General features: G+C 72.4%; 15 protein-coding genes. 8 read left to right on the top strand and 7 right to left on the bottom strand.

Annotated features, from left to right (window positions below; all coding sequences use genetic code 11):
* Positions 1-169: 169 nt before the first annotated feature.
* Complete coding sequence (glgX, locus tag J7F03_RS32050; RefSeq protein WP_214955738.1) at positions 170-2,428, top strand: glycogen debranching protein GlgX; 2,259 nt, start codon at positions 170-172, stop codon at positions 2,426-2,428.
* A gap of 144 nt (positions 2,429-2,572) precedes the next feature.
* Positions 2,573-3,295 carry a CDP-alcohol phosphatidyltransferase family protein gene (locus J7F03_RS32045; protein ID WP_214955736.1) on the top strand — a complete coding sequence of 241 codons (723 nt, stop codon included), beginning with the start codon at positions 2,573-2,575 and terminating at the stop codon, positions 3,293-3,295.
* Between the two features lie 35 nt (positions 3,296-3,330).
* Here the strand turns inward: J7F03_RS32045 and J7F03_RS32040 are convergent, their stop codons facing one another.
* Complete coding sequence (locus J7F03_RS32040) at positions 3,331-3,819, bottom strand: adenylyltransferase/cytidyltransferase family protein (RefSeq protein ID WP_251072800.1); 489 nt, start codon at positions 3,817-3,819, stop codon at positions 3,331-3,333.
* Positions 3,820-3,977: 158 nt separating this feature from the next.
* Here J7F03_RS32040 and J7F03_RS32035 point away from each other — a divergent pair, with 158 nt between their 5' ends.
* From J7F03_RS32035 to J7F03_RS32025, 3 genes are read left to right on the top strand one after another with little or no spacing between them, the layout of a single operon-like run.
* Entirely contained in the window at positions 3,978-5,183 is a 1,206-nt protein-coding gene (locus J7F03_RS32035; protein WP_214955884.1) for a glycosyltransferase, read from the top strand.
* Entirely contained in the window at positions 5,180-6,937 is a 1,758-nt protein-coding gene (locus J7F03_RS32030) for a lipopolysaccharide biosynthesis protein (RefSeq protein ID WP_214955734.1), read from the top strand. Before J7F03_RS32035 ends, J7F03_RS32030 begins: the two co-directional genes overlap by 4 nt.
* The gene (locus tag J7F03_RS32025; RefSeq protein WP_214955732.1) at positions 6,934-8,187 is read left to right on the top strand and encodes a hypothetical protein; all 1,254 of its coding nucleotides are present in this window, start codon (positions 6,934-6,936) and stop codon (positions 8,185-8,187) included. Before J7F03_RS32030 ends, J7F03_RS32025 begins: the two co-directional genes overlap by 4 nt.
* Positions 8,188-8,263: 76 nt before the next feature.
* On the opposite strand, the gene J7F03_RS32020 is transcribed toward J7F03_RS32025, so the two are convergent.
* Positions 8,264-9,772 carry a hypothetical protein gene (locus J7F03_RS32020; RefSeq protein WP_374104418.1) on the bottom strand — a complete coding sequence of 503 codons (1,509 nt, stop codon included), beginning with the start codon at positions 9,770-9,772 and terminating at the stop codon, positions 8,264-8,266.
* A 118-nt stretch (positions 9,773-9,890) separates the two neighbouring features.
* Between J7F03_RS32020 and J7F03_RS32015 the strand changes: the two genes are divergently transcribed.
* Positions 9,891-10,430: a WcaF family extracellular polysaccharide biosynthesis acetyltransferase gene (locus J7F03_RS32015; RefSeq protein ID WP_214955730.1), complete on the top strand. Its 540-nt coding sequence runs from the start codon at positions 9,891-9,893 to the stop codon at positions 10,428-10,430.
* Positions 10,427-11,548 carry a glycosyltransferase gene (locus J7F03_RS32010; RefSeq protein WP_214955728.1) on the top strand — a complete coding sequence of 374 codons (1,122 nt, stop codon included), beginning with the start codon at positions 10,427-10,429 and terminating at the stop codon, positions 11,546-11,548. Before J7F03_RS32015 ends, J7F03_RS32010 begins: the two co-directional genes overlap by 4 nt.
* 22 nt (positions 11,549-11,570) lie before the next feature.
* Here J7F03_RS32010 and J7F03_RS32005 read toward each other — a convergent pair whose 3' ends face one another.
* The 4 genes from J7F03_RS32005 to gmd all read right to left on the bottom strand — a co-directional run bounded on the left by J7F03_RS32005 (position 11,571) and on the right by gmd (position 16,657).
* The gene (locus J7F03_RS32005) at positions 11,571-11,753 is read right to left on the bottom strand and encodes a hypothetical protein (protein WP_214955726.1); all 183 of its coding nucleotides are present in this window, start codon (positions 11,751-11,753) and stop codon (positions 11,571-11,573) included.
* Between the two features lie 114 nt (positions 11,754-11,867).
* Positions 11,868-12,542, bottom strand: coding sequence for a hypothetical protein (locus J7F03_RS32000; protein WP_214955723.1), 675 nt, complete (start codon positions 12,540-12,542; stop codon positions 11,868-11,870).
* 79 nt (positions 12,543-12,621) lie between these two features.
* On the bottom strand, positions 12,622-15,396 hold the full coding sequence (locus tag J7F03_RS31995; RefSeq protein ID WP_214955721.1) for a LamG-like jellyroll fold domain-containing protein: 2,775 nt from the start codon (positions 15,394-15,396) through the stop codon (positions 12,622-12,624).
* Positions 15,397-15,643: 247 nt separating this feature from the next.
* On the bottom strand, positions 15,644-16,657 hold the full coding sequence (gmd, locus tag J7F03_RS31990) for a GDP-mannose 4,6-dehydratase (RefSeq protein ID WP_214955719.1): 1,014 nt from the start codon (positions 16,655-16,657) through the stop codon (positions 15,644-15,646).
* Between the two features lie 253 nt (positions 16,658-16,910).
* Between gmd and J7F03_RS31985 the strand changes: the two genes are divergently transcribed.
* Positions 16,911-17,864 (top strand): GDP-L-fucose synthase, encoded by a 954-nt coding sequence (locus J7F03_RS31985; protein WP_214955717.1) that lies wholly within the window; start codon positions 16,911-16,913, stop codon positions 17,862-17,864.
* Between the two features lie 13 nt (positions 17,865-17,877).
* Here the strand turns inward: J7F03_RS31985 and J7F03_RS31980 are convergent, their stop codons facing one another.
* Positions 17,878-19,353, bottom strand: coding sequence for a sugar transferase (locus J7F03_RS31980; RefSeq protein WP_214955715.1), 1,476 nt, complete (start codon positions 19,351-19,353; stop codon positions 17,878-17,880).
* Positions 19,354-19,434 lie beyond the last annotated feature (81 nt).

The raw sequence follows: 19,434 nt of genomic DNA, 5'->3' as shown, positions 1-19,434 counted from the left end.
CCCACCAACGACGGGGCCCCTCCGAGGGAAACGTGGGCGCGGCTCGAGTTCCAGGCACAACAGTCCGGGCAGAACAGTGGGAAGGACCAGACGGGGGCGGGCCCGGGCCGGGACGCCGGGGCCGCACGTTCCCCACCCCTGCCGGTACCGAGAGCCGTGGAGGCGGGCAGTGTCGAGCGCAGCCGAGCAAGAGACGGTGGAAGCCGTCGCGGGTGAGGTACGGAGCGGCCGGACGGCCGCGCCCCAACCGGTCCGGGCGCGGACCCGTACCGGGCCACCGGTGTGGCCCGGGTCCTCGCATCCCCTGGGGGCCCGGTTCCATCAGGGTCCGGACGGCAGGGCGGGGACCAACTTCGCACTGTGGGCGCAGGGCGCGGAGGCGGTGGAGGTGTGCCTCTTCGCGGCGGACGGGACCGAGACCCGGTGCGCGCTGACGGAGCTGACCCACGAGATCTGGCACGGGTTCCTGCCGGACGTGCGCCCCGGCCAGCGGTACGGATTTCGGGTGCACGGCCGCTGGGACCCCTGGACGGGGGCCCGCTACAACCCGGCCAAGCTGCTCCTGGACCCGTACGCGCGGGCCGTGGACGGGGAGTTCACGCTGCCGCCGGAGGTGTACGGGCACGTCCGCGACTGGCCGCAGCAGTACATCGCGGACACCGTGCGCGACGACCGCGACTCGGCGCCGCACGTCCCCAAGGGGGTCGTGGTCCACGATGACGACGACTGGGCGGACGACGTCCGGCCGAAGACCCCGTGGGCCGACTCGGTCATCTACGAACTGCACGTGCGGGGCTTCACGATGCGCCATCCGGGCATCCCCGAGCACCTGCGCGGCACGTACGCGGGCCTCGCGCATCCGGCGGCGATCGAGCACCTGACCGGGCTCGGGGTGACGGCGGTGGAACTGCTGCCGGTCCATCAGTTCGCCCACGAGGACCACCTGCTGCGCCGGGGTCTGCGCAACTACTGGGGCTACAACTCGATCGGCTACTTCGCCCCGCACGCGGGCTATTCGTCGAGCGGTACGGCCGGGCAGCAGGTCGGCGAGTTCAAGCGGATGGTCAAGGCGCTGCACGCGGCCGGGATCGAGGTCATCCTCGACGTGGTCTACAACCACACGGCGGAGGCCGGCGAGCTGGGCCCGACGCTGTCGCTGCGCGGCATCGACAACCGCGCCTACTACCGGCTCCAGTCGGACCAGCGCCGGTACGCGGACTACACGGGCTGCGGGAACACCCTGCACGCCGGGCGCCCGCACGTGCTGCGCCTGATCACCGACTCGCTGCGGTACTGGGTGACGGAGATGGGGGTGGACGGCTTCCGCTTCGACCTGGCGGCGGCGCTGGCCCGCTCGATGCACGACGTGGACATGCTGTCGCCGTTCCTCGCGGTGATCGCCCAGGATCCGGTGCTGCGGCGGGTGAAGCTGATCGCCGAGCCCTGGGACGTGGGCTCGGGCGGGTACCAGGTCGGGGCCTTCCCGCCGCTGTGGACGGAGTGGAACGACCGCTACCGGGACGCCGTCCGGGACTTCTGGCGGGGAGCGCTGCCCGACGTACGGGACCTCGGGTACCGGCTGTCGGGCTCGAGCGACCTGTACGCGTGGGGCGGGCGCAGGCCGTACGCCTCGGTCAACTTCATCACCGCGCACGACGGGTTCACCTTGCGCGACCTGGTGTCCTACGAGTCCAAGCACAACGAGGAGAACGGCGAGGCGGGCCGGGACGGGACCAATGACAACCGGTCGTGGAACTGCGGGACCGAGGGCGAGCCCCCCGAGGGCGCGGACCCGCGGATCGCGGCGCTGCGCCGGCGGCAGCTGCGCAACCTGCTGACCACGCTGCTGCTGTCGACCGGGGTGCCGATGCTGGTGGCGGGCGACGAGTTCGGCCGGACGCAGGGCGGCAACAACAACGCGTACTGCCAGGACAACGAGACGAGCTGGGTGGACTGGTCGCTGCTGGAGGATCCCTCCTGGCAGGGGCTGCTGACGCTGGCCCGGCGGCTGCTGGCGCTGCGCCGGAGCCATCCGGTGCTGCGGCGGCGGGCGTTCTTCTCGGGGAGCTCGCAGGCGGCCGACGGGCTGCGGGACCTGGCCTGGTTCACCCCGGCGGGCGCGGAGATGACCGAGCGGGACTGGTACGCCCCGGCGGCCGGGGTGGGGCTGTACCTGTCGGGGCGGGACATCCCGGGCCGCGACGAGCGGGGGCGGCAGGTGACGGACGACAGCTTCCTGGCGCTGCTGCACTCCGGGGACGGGCCGGTGGCGTGGTCGCTGCCGGGGGCGCCGTGGGCGGCGGCCTACGAGCTGGTCCTGGACACCTCCCGGGAGGACCAGGCGGACGCCCCGGCCACCCGCCACCGCGGGGGCGAGGTCCTGACGGTCCCGGCCCGGTCGGTGCTGCTGCTGAAGGTCGTGGGCTAGACGCCCCCTGGGGCCGGCGCGCACCGGCCTCCAAGAGCCCCGCGCGGAGGTCTGGGCGGCCCCGGGCGGGAGCCCTCGCGCGTCCTGCGATGATGTGCCCTTCGTACGCACATGCGCATGACGGATGTTCGAGGGGTTGTGTCGATGGCGAGTGTCCGGACCGCGCTGCGGGAGCTGCGCGGGGCGCAGAAGTCGGCGAAGGGGGTGTCCCTCTATTCGCGACGGGTCAACCGGCCCGTGGGGCGGCTGCTGGCCGCCGTGTCCTACGTGCTCGGGCTCACCCCGAACCAGGTGACGCTGATCAGCGCCGCCCTGAGCTTCGCCGGGGCGGCCGTCGTCGCGCTGGCCGCGCCCTCGTGGGGGCTGGGGGTGATGGTGTGGGCCCTGCTCGCCGCCGGCTTCGCCTTCGACTCCGCCGACGGGCAGCTGGCCCGGCTGCGCGGAGGCGGCTGCCCGGCGGGCGAGTGGCTGGACCACGTCGTGGACTGCGCGAAGCTCACCTCGCTGCATACCTGCGTGCTCATCGCCTTCTACCGCTTCCCGCAGGCGTACGGAACGGAGGGCGATGGCTGGCTGCTGGTGCCTCTGGGCTTCCAGTTCGCCTCGGTCGTCACCTTTTTCGGGGGGCTGCTGACCGAGAAGCTCAAGCCGAAGGCGGCCCCGGGCAGCCCCGCGGCCGCACCGTCGAAGCTGCGCGCGGTGGCGCTGCTCCCCGTGGACTACGGGGTGTTCTGCATGGTGTTCCTGGCGCTCGGCGGCGGGCAGCTGTTCCGCTGGGCGTACGCGGGGATGGGCGTCGTCGCCACGCTGTTCCTGCTGGCGTTCCTCACGAAGTGGTTCCGGGAGCTGAACGCCCTACCGAGGTGACCGGCGCCGTCGCGGCCGGCCCCGCCGTCCGGTGGTCAGCCCCGCTGTTCGGCGGCCGGCGGCTCCGCCAGCGCGTCCAGGGCCCGGCGCAGTTGGGTGCTGGAGGTGTGCACCGTGTACGGGAAGTAGACGACGTCGACTCCGTGGGCGGCGAAGTCCTTCTCCAACCGGTCGCCCTTGGGGGTGCCGCGCCAATCGTCGCCCTTGAAGATCACATCGAACCGAACTTGCCGCCACGTTTCCACTTTGTCCGGGACGGTCTCCACAAACGCCGCATCCACATATCGGACGCTGCGGACTATCTCAAGCCGTTCGACCAGCGGTATCACCGGGCGGCGCCCCTTGGCCACTTCCGCCATTTCATCGGAAACGACCCCCGCCACCAGGTAGTCACACTGACTCCGGGCATGCCGGAGGATATTGAGATGTCCGATATGGAACAGATCGTACGCTCCTGGCGCATAGCCGATTTTGTACGGTCTGCGCGCGGGCGCAGTAAGTTCGGACATGTCCCGCTCCGTCATCTGTTATCCCCCTGAGGCCACACCCCCCGGTGTGGCGGATTAGCAGACAATAGCGTGCACGTTCCGCACCACGTTGATGAACGAATAGGGTGACGTGCGCATCATCCTGGGGAAGAAGGGGACGTCCAGTGTCGAAAACCGGTCAGCGACGCCTACTGCTGGTTTCCACGAATTACGCCCCCGAGCACACGGGCATAGGCCCGTACGCCACCCAGATCGCGGAGCACTGGGCTGATCTCGGCCACGAGACCCACGTCCTCGCCGGCATGCCCCACTACCCCTCCTGGTCCCTCGAGCCGGAGTACAAGGGGGCGCTACGGCGCACGGAACGGCGCGCGGGGGTCACCGTGCACCGGCGCGCGCACACCGTGCCGCCGCGCCAGACCGCCGTCCGGCGGGCCCTTTTCGAAGGATCGATTCTGCTGCACGGCGCCGTGGCCCCGCCCCGGATGGCGAAGCCGGACGCCGTGCTCGCCCAGATGCCGAGCCTGGCCGGCGGCCTGCTGGCCGCCCGTCTGGCGGCGCGCTGGAAGGTCCCCTTCGTCCCCGTCGTCCAGGACCTGATGGGCGCCGCCGCCGCACAGAGCGGCATCAGCGGCGGCGACAGGGCGGCCGCGCTGGCCGGGCGCGCCGAGGCTCACGTGCTCGGGCGCGCCGGCCTCGTCGGCGTCATCCACGAGACGTTCGTGGACCGGGTCGTCGGCATGGGCGTGGACCCGAAGAAGATCCGGCTCGTCCCCAACTGGTCCCACGTGGCGCTGCCCACCAAGCCGCGCGGCCGCACCCGGCACCACCTCGGCTGGGCGCCCGGCCAGACCGTCGTGCTGCACTCCGGGAACATGGGGCTCAAGCAGGGGCTGGAGGTCCTCATCGGCGCCGCCCGGCTGGACCCGAGCGTCCGTTTCGTCCTGATGGGCGACGGCAGCCAGCGCTCGGCGCTCGCCGACCTCGCGGCCGACGTCCCCAATCTCGACATCATCCCCCCTGCCGCCGACGGGGAGTTCCCGGATATCCTCGCCGCGGCGGACGTGCTCGCGGTCACGCAGCACGCCGCCGTGATGGACATGAGCGTGCCGTCCAAGCTGACCTCGTACTTCCAGGCCGGCCGTCCCGTCGTCGCCTCCGTCGCGGCACTGGGCGGCACCGCCCAGGAAGTGGAACGCTCGGGCGCGGGAGTGCTCGTACCGCCGGAGGACCCGGAGGCCCTTCTGAAGGCCGTACGGGCCCTGGCCGAGGACCCCGCGGGCGCGGACGCTCTGGGCGCGGCCGGGCCGCGCCATGTGGCGGCGCACCTGAGCCGCGAGGCGGGCCTGGCCCGCATCGACGCACTGATGGACGAAGCACTTGGGGGTCCCCGGCCGTGATCGAGACCAACCGACCGGCGGCGCCGGGTGCCGAGGACGAACCGGACCTGCTCCGGGACCAGTTCCGCCAGCTCCTGCGCTACCGCCGGCTCATCGGAGCGGGCGTGGGCATCGGCCTGCTCGGCGGGGTCTACCTCGGCGTCTCCACGGCGGACACCTACGTGGCCACCGCCGACATCGTGCTGCGCGCGCCCACCGACGACCCGTTCAACCCGAGCCTCGCCCCCGACAAGGCGATCAACATCGGCTCGGAGCGCCAGGTCGCGCTCTCCAGCTCCATAGCCAACGAGGCCGCGAAGAAGCTCCGCGTCTCGGCCTCCGACTTCGCCGCCCTGCGCGCCGGCCTGCAGGTGACCAACCCACCGCAGTCGATGGTGCTGCGCTTCACCTACACCGCGAGCTCCCCCGCCGTGGCCGCCAAGCGCGCCAACGCGATGACCGAGGCGTACCTGCTCAAGCGCCAGGAAGCCCTCGACGTCACCCGCGACAAGATGGTCAAGGGCTACCAGGACCAGCGCGATCCGGTGGCCAAGCAGCTCGACGAGCTCGTCAAGCAGATCAACGGCATGCCCGCCGGTCCGGCGCGCGACGCGGCGTACTCCTCGAAGACCGACCAGCAGAGCAAGGTCAACACCCTCAACAGCAACATCGCCAAGCTCCAGGCCCTGGACATGACCCCCGGCCGGGTCACCAGCGCGGCCGTCCCGCCGCACGGGGCCGACGGCCCGGGCCTGGCCATGTCGCTCGCGCTCGGCGCGGCCGTGGGTCTCGCGCTCGGCCTGCTCGCCGCCTGGGTGCGGCTCGTCTTCGACCCGGCGCCGCGCTCCGAGGGCGACGTCGCCCGGGCCCTGCGCGCGCCCGTGCTGGGCTCCCTGCCCCGGGGCAAGGCCGACGGCGGGCCGCTGCTCGCGGCGGGCGAGGAGGACCCCCGGCTGGCCGAGGAGTTCCGCTCGGTGGCCTTCCGGCTCGCCTACGACTCCCGCTTCGCCGACCGGCGCCGACTGCTCGTGGTCGCCCCGCGCGGCAGCAGCGAGATCGCCGCCGCCGTGGCGGTGAACCTGGCCGCCTCCTTCGCGGAGACCGGCAAGGACGTCCTGCTCATCGAGGCCGACCTGCGCACCCCGGTGCTGGCCAGCCAGCTGCCGACCGACGCGGCCGGCCGGCCGCGCTGGAGCAAGAACCAAGGCACCGCCGGTGCGCAGCACGGGGACACCGAGTGGCCCGACGGACGGCAGCTCGTCGTGGACGCCGGGGAGTCGGGCGCCTTCGACCTGATCCCGGGCGAGCGCGTGCGCAACGTGCCCCGCGCGCTGACCTCTTCGCGCGCCACCCGGCTGATCTCCGAGGCCGACTCCCCCAACTCCACGGTCGTGGTGCTCGCACCGCCCGTGCTCTCCTACGCCGACGCCCTCGCGCTCGTGGACCGCGTCGACGGGGTCCTGGTGGTCTGCAACCCCGGTGCGGTGCACCGCACCGACCTGACCCGCATCCGCGAGCTGATCAGCGGCGCCGGCGGCACGGTGCTGGGCGCGGTGCTGCACGCGCCGCTGCCGGGCGAGAAGCGCGGCCGCGGCAGCTTCCGCAAGGGCGGCGCGCCCGCCGCCGAGGCCCCGGAGCCCGCTCCAGCGCCGCCCCGACGACGTGAACCGCAGCCGATCCCGTACGAGGTGGCGGCCGCCGACGCCTCGCACCACATCCCGGGCGACGGCACCGACACGGTCGCCCTGCGTACGGTCCGCACGGGCCGGCGGTGAGCCGACGCGGCCTCGCGGCGGTCGCCTCGGTTCTGGACCAGGCCGCGTCCAGCGCCACGAACATCCTGGTGCTGGTGCTGGCCGCCCGGCTCTCCTCGGCGGCCGGCTTCGCCGATTTCTCGATGGTCTACGTGACCTTCAGCGTGCTCCTCGGTCTGAACATGGCCTACGTCGGCCAGAGCGTGGTGCTGGAGAAGGACGAGGAGCGGCTCGCGACGGCGTGCCGCTCGGGCCTCGCCTTCACCGGGGTGGCCTCGGCGACGGTGGGGGCCGCCCTGGCCGTCGTGGGGCTGGTGCTGCCCGGGGCCACCGGACGGGCCTTCCTCGCGCTGGGACTCGTACTGCCCCTGGTGCTCCTGCAGGACGGGCTGCGCTACTGCTTCTCCGCCCTGCGCACGCCCGGGCGGGCCCTGGCCGCCGACGCGCTACGCCTCGCCTGCGTGGTCCCGGCGCTGCTGCTGCAGCCCGAAGGGGCCTCGGCGGGCCGGCTGGTGCTGGTGTGGGGCGTCTCGGCGCTGCCCGCGCTCGCGCTGGGCCTGTGGCTGCTGCGGCCGCGGGTGCGCGGGGTACGGGCCGCCGAGCTGGTCCGGGGGGTGCGGCCGTACCTGCGGCGCGGGCACCTGGGGCAGCGGTTCGTGGTCGAGTTCGCGGTGGGCAACGGCTCCAGCCAGCTCGCCGTCCTGGGCCTCGGCGTCTTCGCGACGCCGCTGGCCGTGGGCGCGCTGCGCGGGGCCACCACCCTCTTCGGGCCGCTGAACGTGCTGCTGAACTCCGCGAACTCCTTCGGCCCGCCGGTCGTCGGCCGGGCACGCGGGAAGCGGGGCGTGGTGCGGCTGACCGCGCTGATGGGCGGCGCGCTGGCGCTGACCGGCGCCGCGTGGGGGGCCGTGCTGTACGCGCTGCCCGACCGGCTGGGCCGTCAACTGCTCGGCGACACCTGGGCGGGGGCGGTCGCGCTGCTGCCCGCCACGGGCGCCCAGTACGCGGTCATGGGGCTGGGGACGTGCGCGCTGCTGACCCTGCGGGTGCTGAACCCGAAGGCCACGCTCTCGCTCCAGGTCGTCTTCTCGCTGCTGTCGGTCGCCCTCCTGCTGGGCGGGTACGCCGTGTGGGGCGTGTCCGGGGCCGCGTGGGGCCTGGCGCTGGGCTCCGCGACGAAGGCCGCGGCGGGCTGGCTGAGGGTGAGCCGGCTGCGGGTGCCGGCGGCCGCGGACCCGTCCGCCGCCGCGGACCGGGTCCGGGCGGCCTGACCGCCGGAGTCCGGTCAGCCGCGGTCCGGTCGACCGCCGTCCGGTCCGCGGGACTTGCCCGCCGGACCGGCGCGGGTCAGCGCAGGGTCGTGCCCTTGTCCTGGCGGTACGTGGCCACGAGCGCGAGGCACATCCCGGCGATGGCGATGCGTCCCGAGGCCTGGAGCAGCGGGCCGCGCAGCAGGATGAAGGAGTACCCGGCGACCAGGGGGACCACGGTGGAGATCAGGCTGCCGGGCGGCGAACTGCGCCTCGCGCGCTTCGCGTAGCGGCGGTCGACGCGGGCGGAGGCGTACCCCAGGCCCAGGAGCCCGGCGCCCATGCCCAGCGACCCGAAGTCGATCCACAGCTCCGCCCAGATCGGGGAGGAGAGGTTGGTGTTGACCGTGCCCATCCACTGGCCGACCATCACGCCGGTGTCGCGCGGCTTGCCGGGCCACATGGTGCGGGGCACCGCGAAGAAGACGGACCCCGCGAGCTGGTGCCCGTAGGAATGGCCCGGGCCGGAGTCCGAGTAGGTGATGGTGTTCGCGAACATGCCGATCTGGTCGTAGTCCTTGAGCGCCATCGGCTCCAGGAACGAGGTCGTCTCGACCGGCTTGTAGTTCTTCTCGTCGTAGCGGAAGCGGTCCGCGAAGGGGAAGACGAGGAGGGCGATGACCACGGCCATGGAGAGCGCCACCCGGTACATCGCCGCGCTCACCGGGAAGACGGTGAAGAGCAGCGAGAACATGACGGTGAGGAACCAGTAGCGCGGGTTGGAGATCGGGTTGTTGACGATCAGGTTGAGGACCGCGAGCGCCGACCAGGTGACGATGATCGAGACCTTGCGGCGGGCGAACTTCGAAGTGATCAGCCAGCGCGTGTACAGCAGCAGGGAGAGCAGCGCCGGGACGGTGCCGAAGCCGCGCAGCAGCGCCTGGCCGGCCTGGCCGTCCTGGGAGACGCCCGCTTCCTCGATGCCCGCGATGATCTCCTGGCGGCTGGAGAAGAAGACGGCGGGGCCGCCGAGCTTCATGATCAGGGCCGCGCTGCCCAGGAACGACACGGCGGTCAGCAGTTGGAGGCGCCGCCGGTGCGCCATGACCGGCCGCGGCTCCTTCCGTGCGCCGCCCGCCCGGCCGCTCGGCCGGTGCCGGGCGAGCAGGACGCCCACGTCGAAGGCGGCGCAGCCGAGCAGTACCAGGGTGATGGCGGCGGTGAGGTCGGAGCGCGGGCCGACGACGGGGGTGGGGACCCGGCCCAGGACGGCTTGGGCGAGCGGGGCCACGCCCATCGCCATGTAGACGAAGAGCCAGAAGGAGCCCTGGAGCAGCTTGCGGCGGCTGGTCAGGACCATCGCGGACAGCCGGGCGCCCGCGTACATGGTGAGCACCAGTTGGAGCCAGAAGGCCGCGTCGCGCTGGCCGTCCCCGGGCTGGACGGCGACGAAGAGCGGCAGGAAGACGGTGAATCCGAGGGCGAGCGGGACGGACAGCGCCCGGGAGAGCAGGGTGCGCGGGGTGGTGACCCGGCCCCAGTTCTTCTCTTCGTCGGGGTGGGGCGGGGCGGCCCTGACGGCGCTCTCGCGTATGTCGGTTGCCACGCTTGCCCCCACCCCTGTGCCTGATCCGGGCGCAGTCTAGTCTGAGCGCTCGGCGCCCGGGGAGGCGCCCGTGGCCGGACGACGGGCCGGACGACGGGCCGGACGATGAGGGGTAGCTGTGCGTGATCTTCCTGCCTTCACGCTGGCCGGATACGACAAGGGACGCGGGCTGCTGACCCAGGCTCTCTGGTTCGCCGTGATGAACACGCTGTTCATGAGCTGGTTCTGCCCGGCCCGGCTCCGCGTCGCGCTGCTGCGCGCCTTCGGGGCCCAGATCGGCGAAGGCGTGCTGATCCGGCACCGGGTGCGCGTGCTGTGGCCCTGGAAGCTGACCGTGGGCGACCACGCGTGGATCGGCGAGGGCGCCTGGCTGCTGAACCTGGAGCCGGTCACCATAGGCGCGCACGTCTGCGTCTCGCAGGAGGCGCTGCTGTGCACGGGCTCGCACGACCACCGGGCCGCCGACTTCCGCTACCGCAACGCACCCATCACCGTCGAGGACGGCGCGTGGGTGGCGGTACGGGCCACCGTGCTGGCGGGCGTGACAGTCGGCCGGTGCGCGGTGGCGGGCGCGGGTTCGGTGGTCCACAAGGACCTGCCCGCGCTGACCTTGCAGACCCAGGACGGGCGCCGCCGCCCGGTCGAGGAGCCCAAGTGAGAGTCCTGCACGCCGTCACCCTGCACTCCCCCACGCACGCCTTCGGCGGGCCGGTCCGGGTCGCGCTGAACCTGGCGAAGGGGCTGCGGTCCCGCGGCCACGAGGCGGGCCTGCTGGCTCTGGGCGAAGGCTTCCCGGACCCCTGGCCGACCTCGGTGGAGGGCGTCCCCGCGAAGCTCTTCCCGGCCCGCCGCCTGCTCCCGCTCGGCTTCAGCGGAATGACCTCGCCCGCGCTGCTGGCCTCGGCGGGCCGGCTCGTCCGGGACGCCGACGTGGTCCACGTCCACCTGGCGCGGGACCTGGTGACCCTGCCGGTCGCCCTGGCCGCGCTGCGCGCCCGCAAACCGCTCGTCCTGCAGACCCACGGGATGGTCGACCCGAGCGAGCGGCTCCTGGCCAAGGTGCTGGACGCGGTGGCGGTACGCCGGCTGCTGCGCGGCGCCGACGCGGTGCTGTACCTGACCCCGCACGAGCGGGAAGGCCTCGACGCCGTGGTCGGCGGCGCCCTGCCCCGGGCGGTCCGCCTGGTCAACGGGACCCCGGCCCAGGAGGAGCGCCCCGCCCCGGCCGGCCCTCCCCGGATCCTGTACTCGGCCCGGCTGCAGGCCCGCAAGCGGCCGGTGGACTTCGTGGACGCGGCCCCGGCGGTCCTGGCGGCGCACCCGGACGCGGAGTTCGTGGTGGCCGGCCCCGACGAGGGCGAACTGGCGGCGGTCCGCGCCCGTGTGGCGGAGCTGGGCCTCGGCGCCCGCTTCACGGTCCCGGGCGCGCTGTCGAGCGCGGAGGTCCTGACGGAACTGCGCCGGGCGCACGTCTACGTACTGCCGTCCGTGGACGAGCCGTTCCCGATGTCGGTCCTGGAGGCCCTGTCGGTGGGCGTGCCCTCGGTGGTGACCCACTCCAACGGCCTGGCCCGCGACATCGCTTCCGCGGGTGCGGGAGCGGTGGTCGCCCCGGGCCCGTCGGGGGTCGCGACGGCGGTCCTCGCCCTCCTCGACCCCGCGGCCAACACCGCCGCCTCGCGGGCGGCCCGCGAACTGGCCGGGGAGTCCTTCTCGATGGAAGCCGTCCTGGACACCCTGCTGCCCGTGTACGAGGGCGCCCTTCACCGGGGTTGAGGTCCGGGGCCCGGCGTCGGACTCACAGTCCGCGCCGGGTTTCGTCCACCACCGGGAGGGCCGCGGTGCGGCGGCGCTTGAGGACGCTCGCGTAGACCGGCAGACCGATGACGCCGGCCACCATCATGATCACCCCGACCAGGTCGAGGTTCACGCTCTGCATCTGCCAGTCGGCCGCGAAAGTGAGGATGGCCCCCACCACCATCAGGAACGGAAACGGGTCCTGACGGCCCGGCGGAGGGAGCCGCGCGTCCGGGAAACGGGTCGGCCCCGCCGCCCACGGGCCGGGGCGGCGGGGCCGATTTCGCGGATGGCGGTGCTACGCCGGAATCCAGGCGTAGCAGCCGTTCGAGACGAACTCCGCCGTGCCCGCCGGGATCGTGGCGGTGATCTTGTCGCCGGGGTTCGGCGGGGTCTCCGGGCCCGAGGCGAGGACGGCGCCGTCCTTGCCCTTGGCCTCCCAGGTGCACGTCGTGCTCTGGGTCAGCGCGCGGTAGCCGCCCGCGGCCGGGGACTGCTTCGTACCGTCCGGGAAGCCCTTCTCCGCCACCGCGAGGACCGGCTTCTGTTCCGGGCACAGGTAGGTGATCGCGTCCGTCGCGCCCGGGATCTCCCCGGCCACGACGGAGCCGACCGCCGCGTCCTTGTCGCGCTTCGCGGTGCGCTCCACCCGCTGGCAGGACTCCTGGCCGCTCTGCAGGACGGCCGCCGGGTCCATCTTCTCCGGGACCCGGCCGCTCAGGTACTTCTTCTCCGTCGCGGTGAAGCTGCCCGTCTTCGGGGTCAGCTTGGCGTCCGGCAGGACGGGGCCCGTCGGCTTCGCGTCCGTCGAGGGCGGCGCCGTGGCGTCCGCCGGGTCGGCGGCCGGCGACTCGGCCGGCGGCTTGGGCTTGGCGGCCGAGGCGTCGGCCTTGCCGTCCCCGCCCGAACTGCAGGCGGTCAGCGTCAGGGCGGCGGTCAGCAGGACAGCAGCCGCTGCGGAGCGTCGGTACATGAGGTGGCTCCCGTACGTATGAGATGGGTGTGCGGGGCCCGGCCGCACCCGCGGCCGGGCCCCGCACTCCGTCAAGCGGTCACTTCGCGCCGAAGGTGAGGACGAGCTGCGGCTTCGCGTCCGCGGCCGTCGCCTCCGAGGACCAGATCCACAGCGGGTCGGTGCCCGTGCTCGTCAGGCCCAGGCTGTAGCTGGTGCCCAGGACCGAGGAGAGCGCGGCCGTGTCCAGCTGCACGTTCTGGACGGCCGAGCCGTCCGGTATGCCCGCGAAGGAGCTCAGCGGGGTCGTGCCGAGGGTGGGCTTGGTCTTGAAGGTCGTGCCCGCACCGCTCCAGGTACCGGTGACCGGGACCACGGAGACGGTGTCGACCGTACCGGCACCCGCCGCGGTCGAGGTCTTGACCTGCAGCGACGCCGACTTCAGCACCTGGCCGGCCGGGGCGGCCGGGATGTCGAAGCGCAGGTACGTCTCGTAGGCCGAGGTGCCGCGCACGGCGAGCGAGCCCGCGGTGCCGTAGGGGGTGCTGGGCGCGCCCTGGTTGATGTAGGTGTCCTCGGTCGCGCCGACCTTGGAGACGGTGTCGCTGACGGCCTTGGCCAGGTCGAAGTGGTTCTTGGCCTGGGCCTCGGTCAGCACCTTCGGGTAGACGGCCGTCTCGTCGATCTGGCCGGCGAAGAAGTTGCTGGTCGGCCTGGAGGGCCAGCCGCTGAGGGCGTCGCCGCCGACGTGCCAGTAGCCCTCGTACTGCTGGGAGCCCGTGACGTTGAGGGTGCCCTTGGACTGGCCGTCCACGTACAGCGCCATGCCGGCGGGGCCCTGCGTGGCGACGACGTGGTGCCACTTGTTGTCGTTGTAGGTCTCGGTCAGACCGGTGGAGACGGTCTTCGCCGAGCCCGTGTTGACGCCGAAGAAGATCCGGCCGGTGTTGGTCATGTAGACGTGCTTGTCGTACAGACCGCTGCTGCGGTCGGTGTTGGTGCCGAAGCCGACCAGCTTGCCGCCGCGCGTGGTGTTCGTCTTGAACCACGTCTCGATGGTGTACGAGCTGCCGACCGTCTGGCGGTGGTCGCTGTACACCTGCTGGCTGGTGCCGTTGAAGCCCATGGCCGTGCTGGCGCCGGTGACCGCGCCCGGGGTCTGGCGCAGCGCCGGGGCGTTCAGCTGGAGGCCGCTGGTATTGCCGCCGTCCGAGGAGTCGGCGACGTACGGGCTGAGGGTGTCGTCGTAGCGCCAGTACAGGTTGGCGCCGTCCGCGCGGACCTGGTTCGGGTACCCGAGCACCGACATCGGGACCGTCACCGAAGTGCTGGCCGACAGGGCGCTGGTGTTGCCCGCCGCGTCGGTCGCGGTCACCCGGTAGCTGTAGGACAGGCCGGCCTTGACCGTGGTGTCGGTCCAGGAGGCCTGCGGGCGCAGCCACTCCAGGGAGTCCGCGGTGAGGGTGGCGACCGGGGTCGCGGAACCGTTGCGGTAGACGCGGTAGGTCAGCTTGCTGTCGTCCGCGTCGTAGCTGGCGCGCCAGCGGACCTGGACCTCGCCGGGCTTGACGCTGGAGACGCTGGAGACCGGGGTGGTCGGGGCGCCGACGTCGCCGGTGGAGGCGAACCGGGTCAGGGCCTGCTGGGCCTTGCCGTTGATGATGGTGAATTCACCGCCGACCCACATGTACTTGGTGGTGCTCTTCTCCGCGATGGCCATCACGCGCGGGCCGATGCCCTCGCCGAGGCCGTCGTTGGCGGTGGGGTGCCAGCCGAGCTTGCGGGGGCTGCGCACGAAACCGTCCACGGGCGCGGGGGCTGCGCCTTCCTGGTCGGTCAGCTGCGCGAGCAGGAAGTGGCGCTTGCCGTTGGGGAACTGGCCCTCGGTGCTGCAGTCGTGCCCGTGCGAGGAGCTGTAGAGGACTCCGTCGTAGGGCAGGACGTACTGGGTCGCGCCGAGGCAGCGGTCGCGCCACTTCTCGGTGAAGTTGGTGGCGAGGGCGATGCGGCCGTCGAAGACGCCGCCGCCGGAACCCTCGTTGCCGGTGTAGTAGCCGGTCGAGTCGGCCGCGATGTGCTTGACGACCGAGTTCGGCGGGATGTTGGCGTACGTCTTGTTCACGGCGCCGGTGGTGGCGTTGACCACGGCCAGGGCGTGGCTGTTGGAGCCGTTGACCGTGAAGAAGTCGCCGCCCAGCAGGACGTTCTTGCCGTCGTTGCTGACCTTGACGGCGCGGCCGGGCTCGTCGGCGTTGGCGACGAAGGGCTTCAGCGCACCGGAGGCGGCGTCGACCGCGGCGAACCGCTCGCGGGTCTGGCCCTCGACGGTGCTGAAGTCGCCGGCCGCGTACAGGGTGTCGTCGGTGACGGCGAGCGCGCGCACGGTGGCCGGGAAGTTCGGGTGGAACGAGGCCTTGGGGGTGCAGGTCTCGATGTCGATGGCGGCGACGCTGGAGACCGGGGTGCCGTTGACGGCGCCGAAGTAGCCGGCCGCGTACAGCGTCTTCTCGTCCTTCGAGACGGTGAGGGCGCGCACGGTCGCGCCGCCTTCGCCGACGGTGAAGGAGAGCTTGCAGGAGCTCGGGGCGCCCGTCGCCGCGTCGAGCGCGACGAAGTTCACTGCTTCCTGCTCCGCACCGGCCGCGCCGTCGGGCGGGCGGACGGCCGAGAAGGTGCCGCCGGCGAAGACCGTGCCGTTGGCCTGGTCCATGGCCCAGACGATGCCGTTCGGCTGCCACGTCGGCAGGTTGTCGGCGGTGAAGGCCACCGGCTGCGTGATGGCCGACGCCTCGGGTATCAGCACCAGGCCTATCCCGGTGCCGGCCCCGGCCAGTGACAGGACGAGGGCAGCAGTCAGCCCTCTGGATCTACGCATGAGCCCCCCAGGGCTATTGCCCGGTTTGAATGGCTGGAACTATCCGAACAGCCATATGTACTGGCGCAGACTAGGGCTCACGCGAGGGCCTGGTCACCGCACTTGACCCATTGCATACCAACTTGGAATCAAGAAGGTTCAGAACGGATGGCGCACTACGGACATACGGCAGGTTTGCCCCGGTCGGACCCACGGAAAGCTCCATGAATGACCGGGACACGGCAAATCGTAGGCGCAAATATAAGGCCTAGCGGTCGATGCGAACGCTCACGCCCGCCAGTTGGTCCTCGACCTGGCGAATGTCGGAGTCGACCATGATCTTGGCCAATTCGGCCACCAGGACCGTCGGCTTCCAGCCGAGCAGCGCATGGGCCTTGGAGGCGTCGCCGATCAGGGCGTCGACCTCGCTGGGGCGCTCATACTTGGGGTCGTAGCGAACGTGCTCGTTCCAGTCGAGACCGGCGTGGGCGAAGGAGGCCTCGACGAACTCGCGGACGGTGGCGGCGACGCCGGTGGCCACGACGTAGTCGGTGGGCTCGTCCTGCTGCAGCATCCGCCACATGGCGTCCACGTACTCCGGGGCGTAGCCCCAGTCGCGGACCGCGTCGAGGTTGCCGAGGTAGAGCTTCTCCTGCAGGCCCGCCTTGATACGGGCGACCGCGCGGGTGATCTTGCGGGTCACGAAGGTCTCGCCGCGGCGCGGGGACTCGTGGTTGAAGAGGATCCCGTTGACGGCGAACATGCCGTACGCCTCGCGGTAGTTCACCGTCGTCCAGTACGCGAACACCTTCGCGGCGCCGTACGGGCTGCGCGGGTGGAACGGGGTGCCCTCGTTCTGCGGGGGCGGGGTGGCGCCGAACATCTCGGAGGAGGAGGCCTGGTAGATGCGGGTGTCCACACCGCTGGCCCGGATCGCCTCCAGCAGCCGCAGCGCCCCGAGGCCGGTCACGTCGCCGGTGTAGAGCGGGGCGTCGAAGGAGACGCGCACGTGCGACTGGGCGCCGAGGTTGTACACCTCGTCGGGGCGTATCTCGCGGAGCAGGTTCACCAGGGACACGCCGTCGGAGAGGTCCGCGTGGTGCAGCACGAAGGACCGGTTGGCCGTCTGCGGGTCCTGGTAGATGTGGTCGATCCGCTCCGTGTTGAAGCTGGAGGAGCGCCGCACGAGCCCGTGCACCGTGTAGCCCTTGGAAAGCAGGAGCTCGGCGAGGTACGAGCCGTCCTGCCCGGTGACGCCGGTGATCAGCGCGGTCTTGCCCATTGGGTCCCCCCTGGGGATCGTTGCGGTCTTGTTGTACTGGGGCTGCGGCTAGGCCCCTGAGCGGCCGGCGCGCCGGGCGGCCCCGCCCCGAGAGGACTGGATGGGTACCGTACACGGCTCATCCGGAAGGGAATCCGCCGCATCCAGGGTGCGGAGACGGCGCCCGGCGCCGCCTGCGCGGGGGCCCGGCAGCGGTACGCGGGAGGCGGCTCCGCCGTAAACCCGCGGACGGCGGGCTGGCATCATCGGCGGTATGACAAGTTCGCCGTTCCTGCCCCCGAACGCCCGCGTCTTCGTCGCAGGCCACCGCGGTCTCGTGGGGTCCGCGGTCGTCCGCCGGCTCACCGCCGACGGGTACGAGGTGCTCACCCGCGGCCGCGCCGACCTCGATCTGCGCGACGCCGCGGCGACCGCGGCGTACCTGGGGGACGTCCGGCCCGACGCCGTCGTCCTGGCCGCCGCCAAGGTCGGCGGGATCATGGCCAACAGCACCTACCCGGTGCAGTTCCTGGAGGACAACCTCAAGATCCAGCTGAGCGTCGTCGCCGGCTCGCACGCCGCGGAGGTCGGCCGGCTGCTGTTCCTCGGCTCCTCCTGCATCTACCCCAAGCTCGCCCCGCAGCCCATCAGCGAGGACTCCCTGCTGACCGGGCCCCTGGAGCCCACGAACGAGGCGTACGCCCTGGCGAAGATCGCCGGCATCGTCCAGGTCCAGTCGTACCGCAAGCAGTACGGGGCCTCGTACATCTCGGCCATGCCGACGAACCTCTACGGCCCGGGCGACAACTTCGACCTGGAGACCTCGCACGTCCTGCCCGCCCTCATCCGGCGCTTCCACGAGGCCGCGGCCGAGGGGCGCGACGAGGTCACGCTGTGGGGATCGGGCACGCCCCGCCGGGAGTTCCTGCACGTCGACGACCTGGCCGCCGCCTGCGCCGTCCTGCTGCGCGAGTACGACGGCGCCGAGCCGGTCAACATCGGCTGCGGCGAGGACCTCACGATCAAGGCCCTCGCCGAGACGGTCGCCGAGGTGACCGGCTTCCGGGGCAGGCTCGCCTGGGACACCTCCAAGCCGGACGGGACGCCCCGCAAGCTCCTGGACGTGACCCGCCTGCGCGCGCTGGGCTGGAAGCCCGCGATCCCGCTGCGGGACGGCATCGCCGCCACCTACGCGTGGTGGCGCGAGCAGAGCGACGAGCGGAGCTGATCCCAAGACGGCCTCAGTACGCTCCGCGACCGTCGACCACGGCGCGGAGCGTGCGGCCCATGACGTCGACGTCACTGGTGAAGGACCAGTTGTCGACGTACTGCAGGTCGAGCTGGATCGTTTCGTCCCACGACAGGTCGGACCGGCCGCTGATCTGCCACAGTCCGGTCATCCCCGGCCGCACGGTGAGCCGGCGCAGCTCGACCTCGTCGTACTTCGCCACCTCCTCCGGCAGCGGCGGGCGCGGGCCGACCAGGGACATGTCACCGGCCACCACATTGATCAGCTGCGGCAGCTCGTCCATGGAGGTGCGCCGCAGCAGCCGGCCCACTCTGGTCACGCGCGGATCGCGGCGCATCTTGAACATCAGGCCGTCGTTCTCGTTGGATCCGGACAGTTCCGCCTTCAGCGCGTCCGCGTCGACGACCATCGTGCGGAACTTCCACATGACGAACGGGACCCCGTCCCGGCCGATGCGCCGCTGCCGGTAGAAGGCCGGCCCGCTGGAGCCGAGGCGGATCGCCAGGACCATCGCCAGGAACACCGGTGACAGCAGCACCAGTCCGATCCCCGCGGCCGCCCGGTCCAGTACCGACTTCAGCAGCGTCTGGATCCCCCGGCTCACGGGCGGCGCCACCCGCAGCACGGCCAGGCCGCCCGCGGACAGCGTCTCCAGCCGCTTGACGGAGACCTCCACCAGACCCGGGAAGACCGCGAGTTCCAGCCCGGCGTCGTGCAGGGCCCAGGCGATCCGGCGCAGCCGCTCCCCCGCGAGCCGCGCCCCCGGGGCGACGAGCACCAGGTCGGCGCGGTGGGCGGCGACGGCGTCGAGCACGGCGGCGGAGTCCCCGGTCGGGGTCTGCGCCATCGCGGAGCCGAGCCGCGCGGCAACCAGCACCCCACTGTCGAGCCCGCCGGGGCCGACCGGGACGACGCCGACGACGACGTACGGGTGGTCGGTGCGCGCGGCGAGGTGGCCGATGACGGACTCGGCGGAGTCGGGCTCGCCGACGACCAGGACCCGGCTCACGGCCTGGGCCTCGCGCCGGGCGGCGGAGAGGTGACGGTAGGTCAGCTTGTGGCAGGCGATGGTGACGAGCAGGGCGGGCAGCAGGGCGCCGAGCGCGGACAGCCGGGGGGTGTCCTCACCGGTGACCACACGGGCCACGGCGAGAACACCGATCAGAATCAGCCAGTCGTGTACGACCGGCAGGACTCCCCGGGACTCTCCGAGCGCACGGGCCGCGTACCGCCGGCGGAGCAGTTGCACGCCGCTCCACGCCAGGGCGGCACCGAAGGCGCAGTAGAGGGGCCGGACCTGCTGCGCGGCCTCGAAGACCAGGCCGACGGGCACCCCCGCGCCGATGAGGTCCGCGGTGACCGCGGCGGGCAGGTACCAGCGCGCTTTGTCGCCGAGCCCCCGAACCGGCGCCGCCGACTCGAGCGCCCTCCTAGCCACTCTTTGCACAGGAATATGGACATGCCTCATGGGCCCCCCTGGCACGTGGTCACTGACGGTGGCGTGTGTCCCGGCTTCCCCAAGCAGTGGACAGTTGACGCACCGGGAAAC

Origin of the sequence: Streptomyces sp. ISL-43 (assembly GCF_018614195.1) — a bacterium.
Taxonomy (GTDB): Bacteria; Actinomycetota; Actinomycetes; order Streptomycetales; family Streptomycetaceae; genus Streptomyces.
The sequence above is the reverse complement of the archived record's forward strand: the minus strand, read 5'-3'. Positions and strand labels throughout refer to the sequence as shown.

What these genes read in the sequence shown, in the direction of transcription:
- J7F03_RS32040 (WP_251072800.1), bottom strand. Translation starts at nt 3,819, where the DNA reads ATGACGGAGCGGGACATGTCCGAACTTACTGCGCCCGCGCGCAGACCG.
- J7F03_RS32000 (WP_214955723.1), bottom strand. Translation starts at nt 12,542, where the DNA reads ATGTACCGACGCTCCGCAGCGGCTGCTGTCCTGCTGACCGCCGCCCTG.
- J7F03_RS31985 (WP_214955717.1), top strand. Translation starts at nt 16,911, where the DNA reads ATGACAAGTTCGCCGTTCCTGCCCCCGAACGCCCGCGTCTTCGTCGCA.
- J7F03_RS31980 (WP_214955715.1), bottom strand. Translation starts at nt 19,353, where the DNA reads ATGAGGCATGTCCATATTCCTGTGCAAAGAGTGGCTAGGAGGGCGCTC.
- J7F03_RS32005 (WP_214955726.1), bottom strand. Translation starts at nt 11,753, where the DNA reads ATGGTGGTGGGGGCCATCCTCACTTTCGCGGCCGACTGGCAGATGCAG.
- J7F03_RS32045 (WP_214955736.1), top strand. Translation starts at nt 2,573, where the DNA reads ATGGCGAGTGTCCGGACCGCGCTGCGGGAGCTGCGCGGGGCGCAGAAG.
- J7F03_RS31995 (WP_214955721.1), bottom strand. Translation starts at nt 15,396, where the DNA reads ATGCGTAGATCCAGAGGGCTGACTGCTGCCCTCGTCCTGTCACTGGCC.
- gmd (WP_214955719.1), bottom strand. Translation starts at nt 16,657, where the DNA reads ATGGGCAAGACCGCGCTGATCACCGGCGTCACCGGGCAGGACGGCTCG.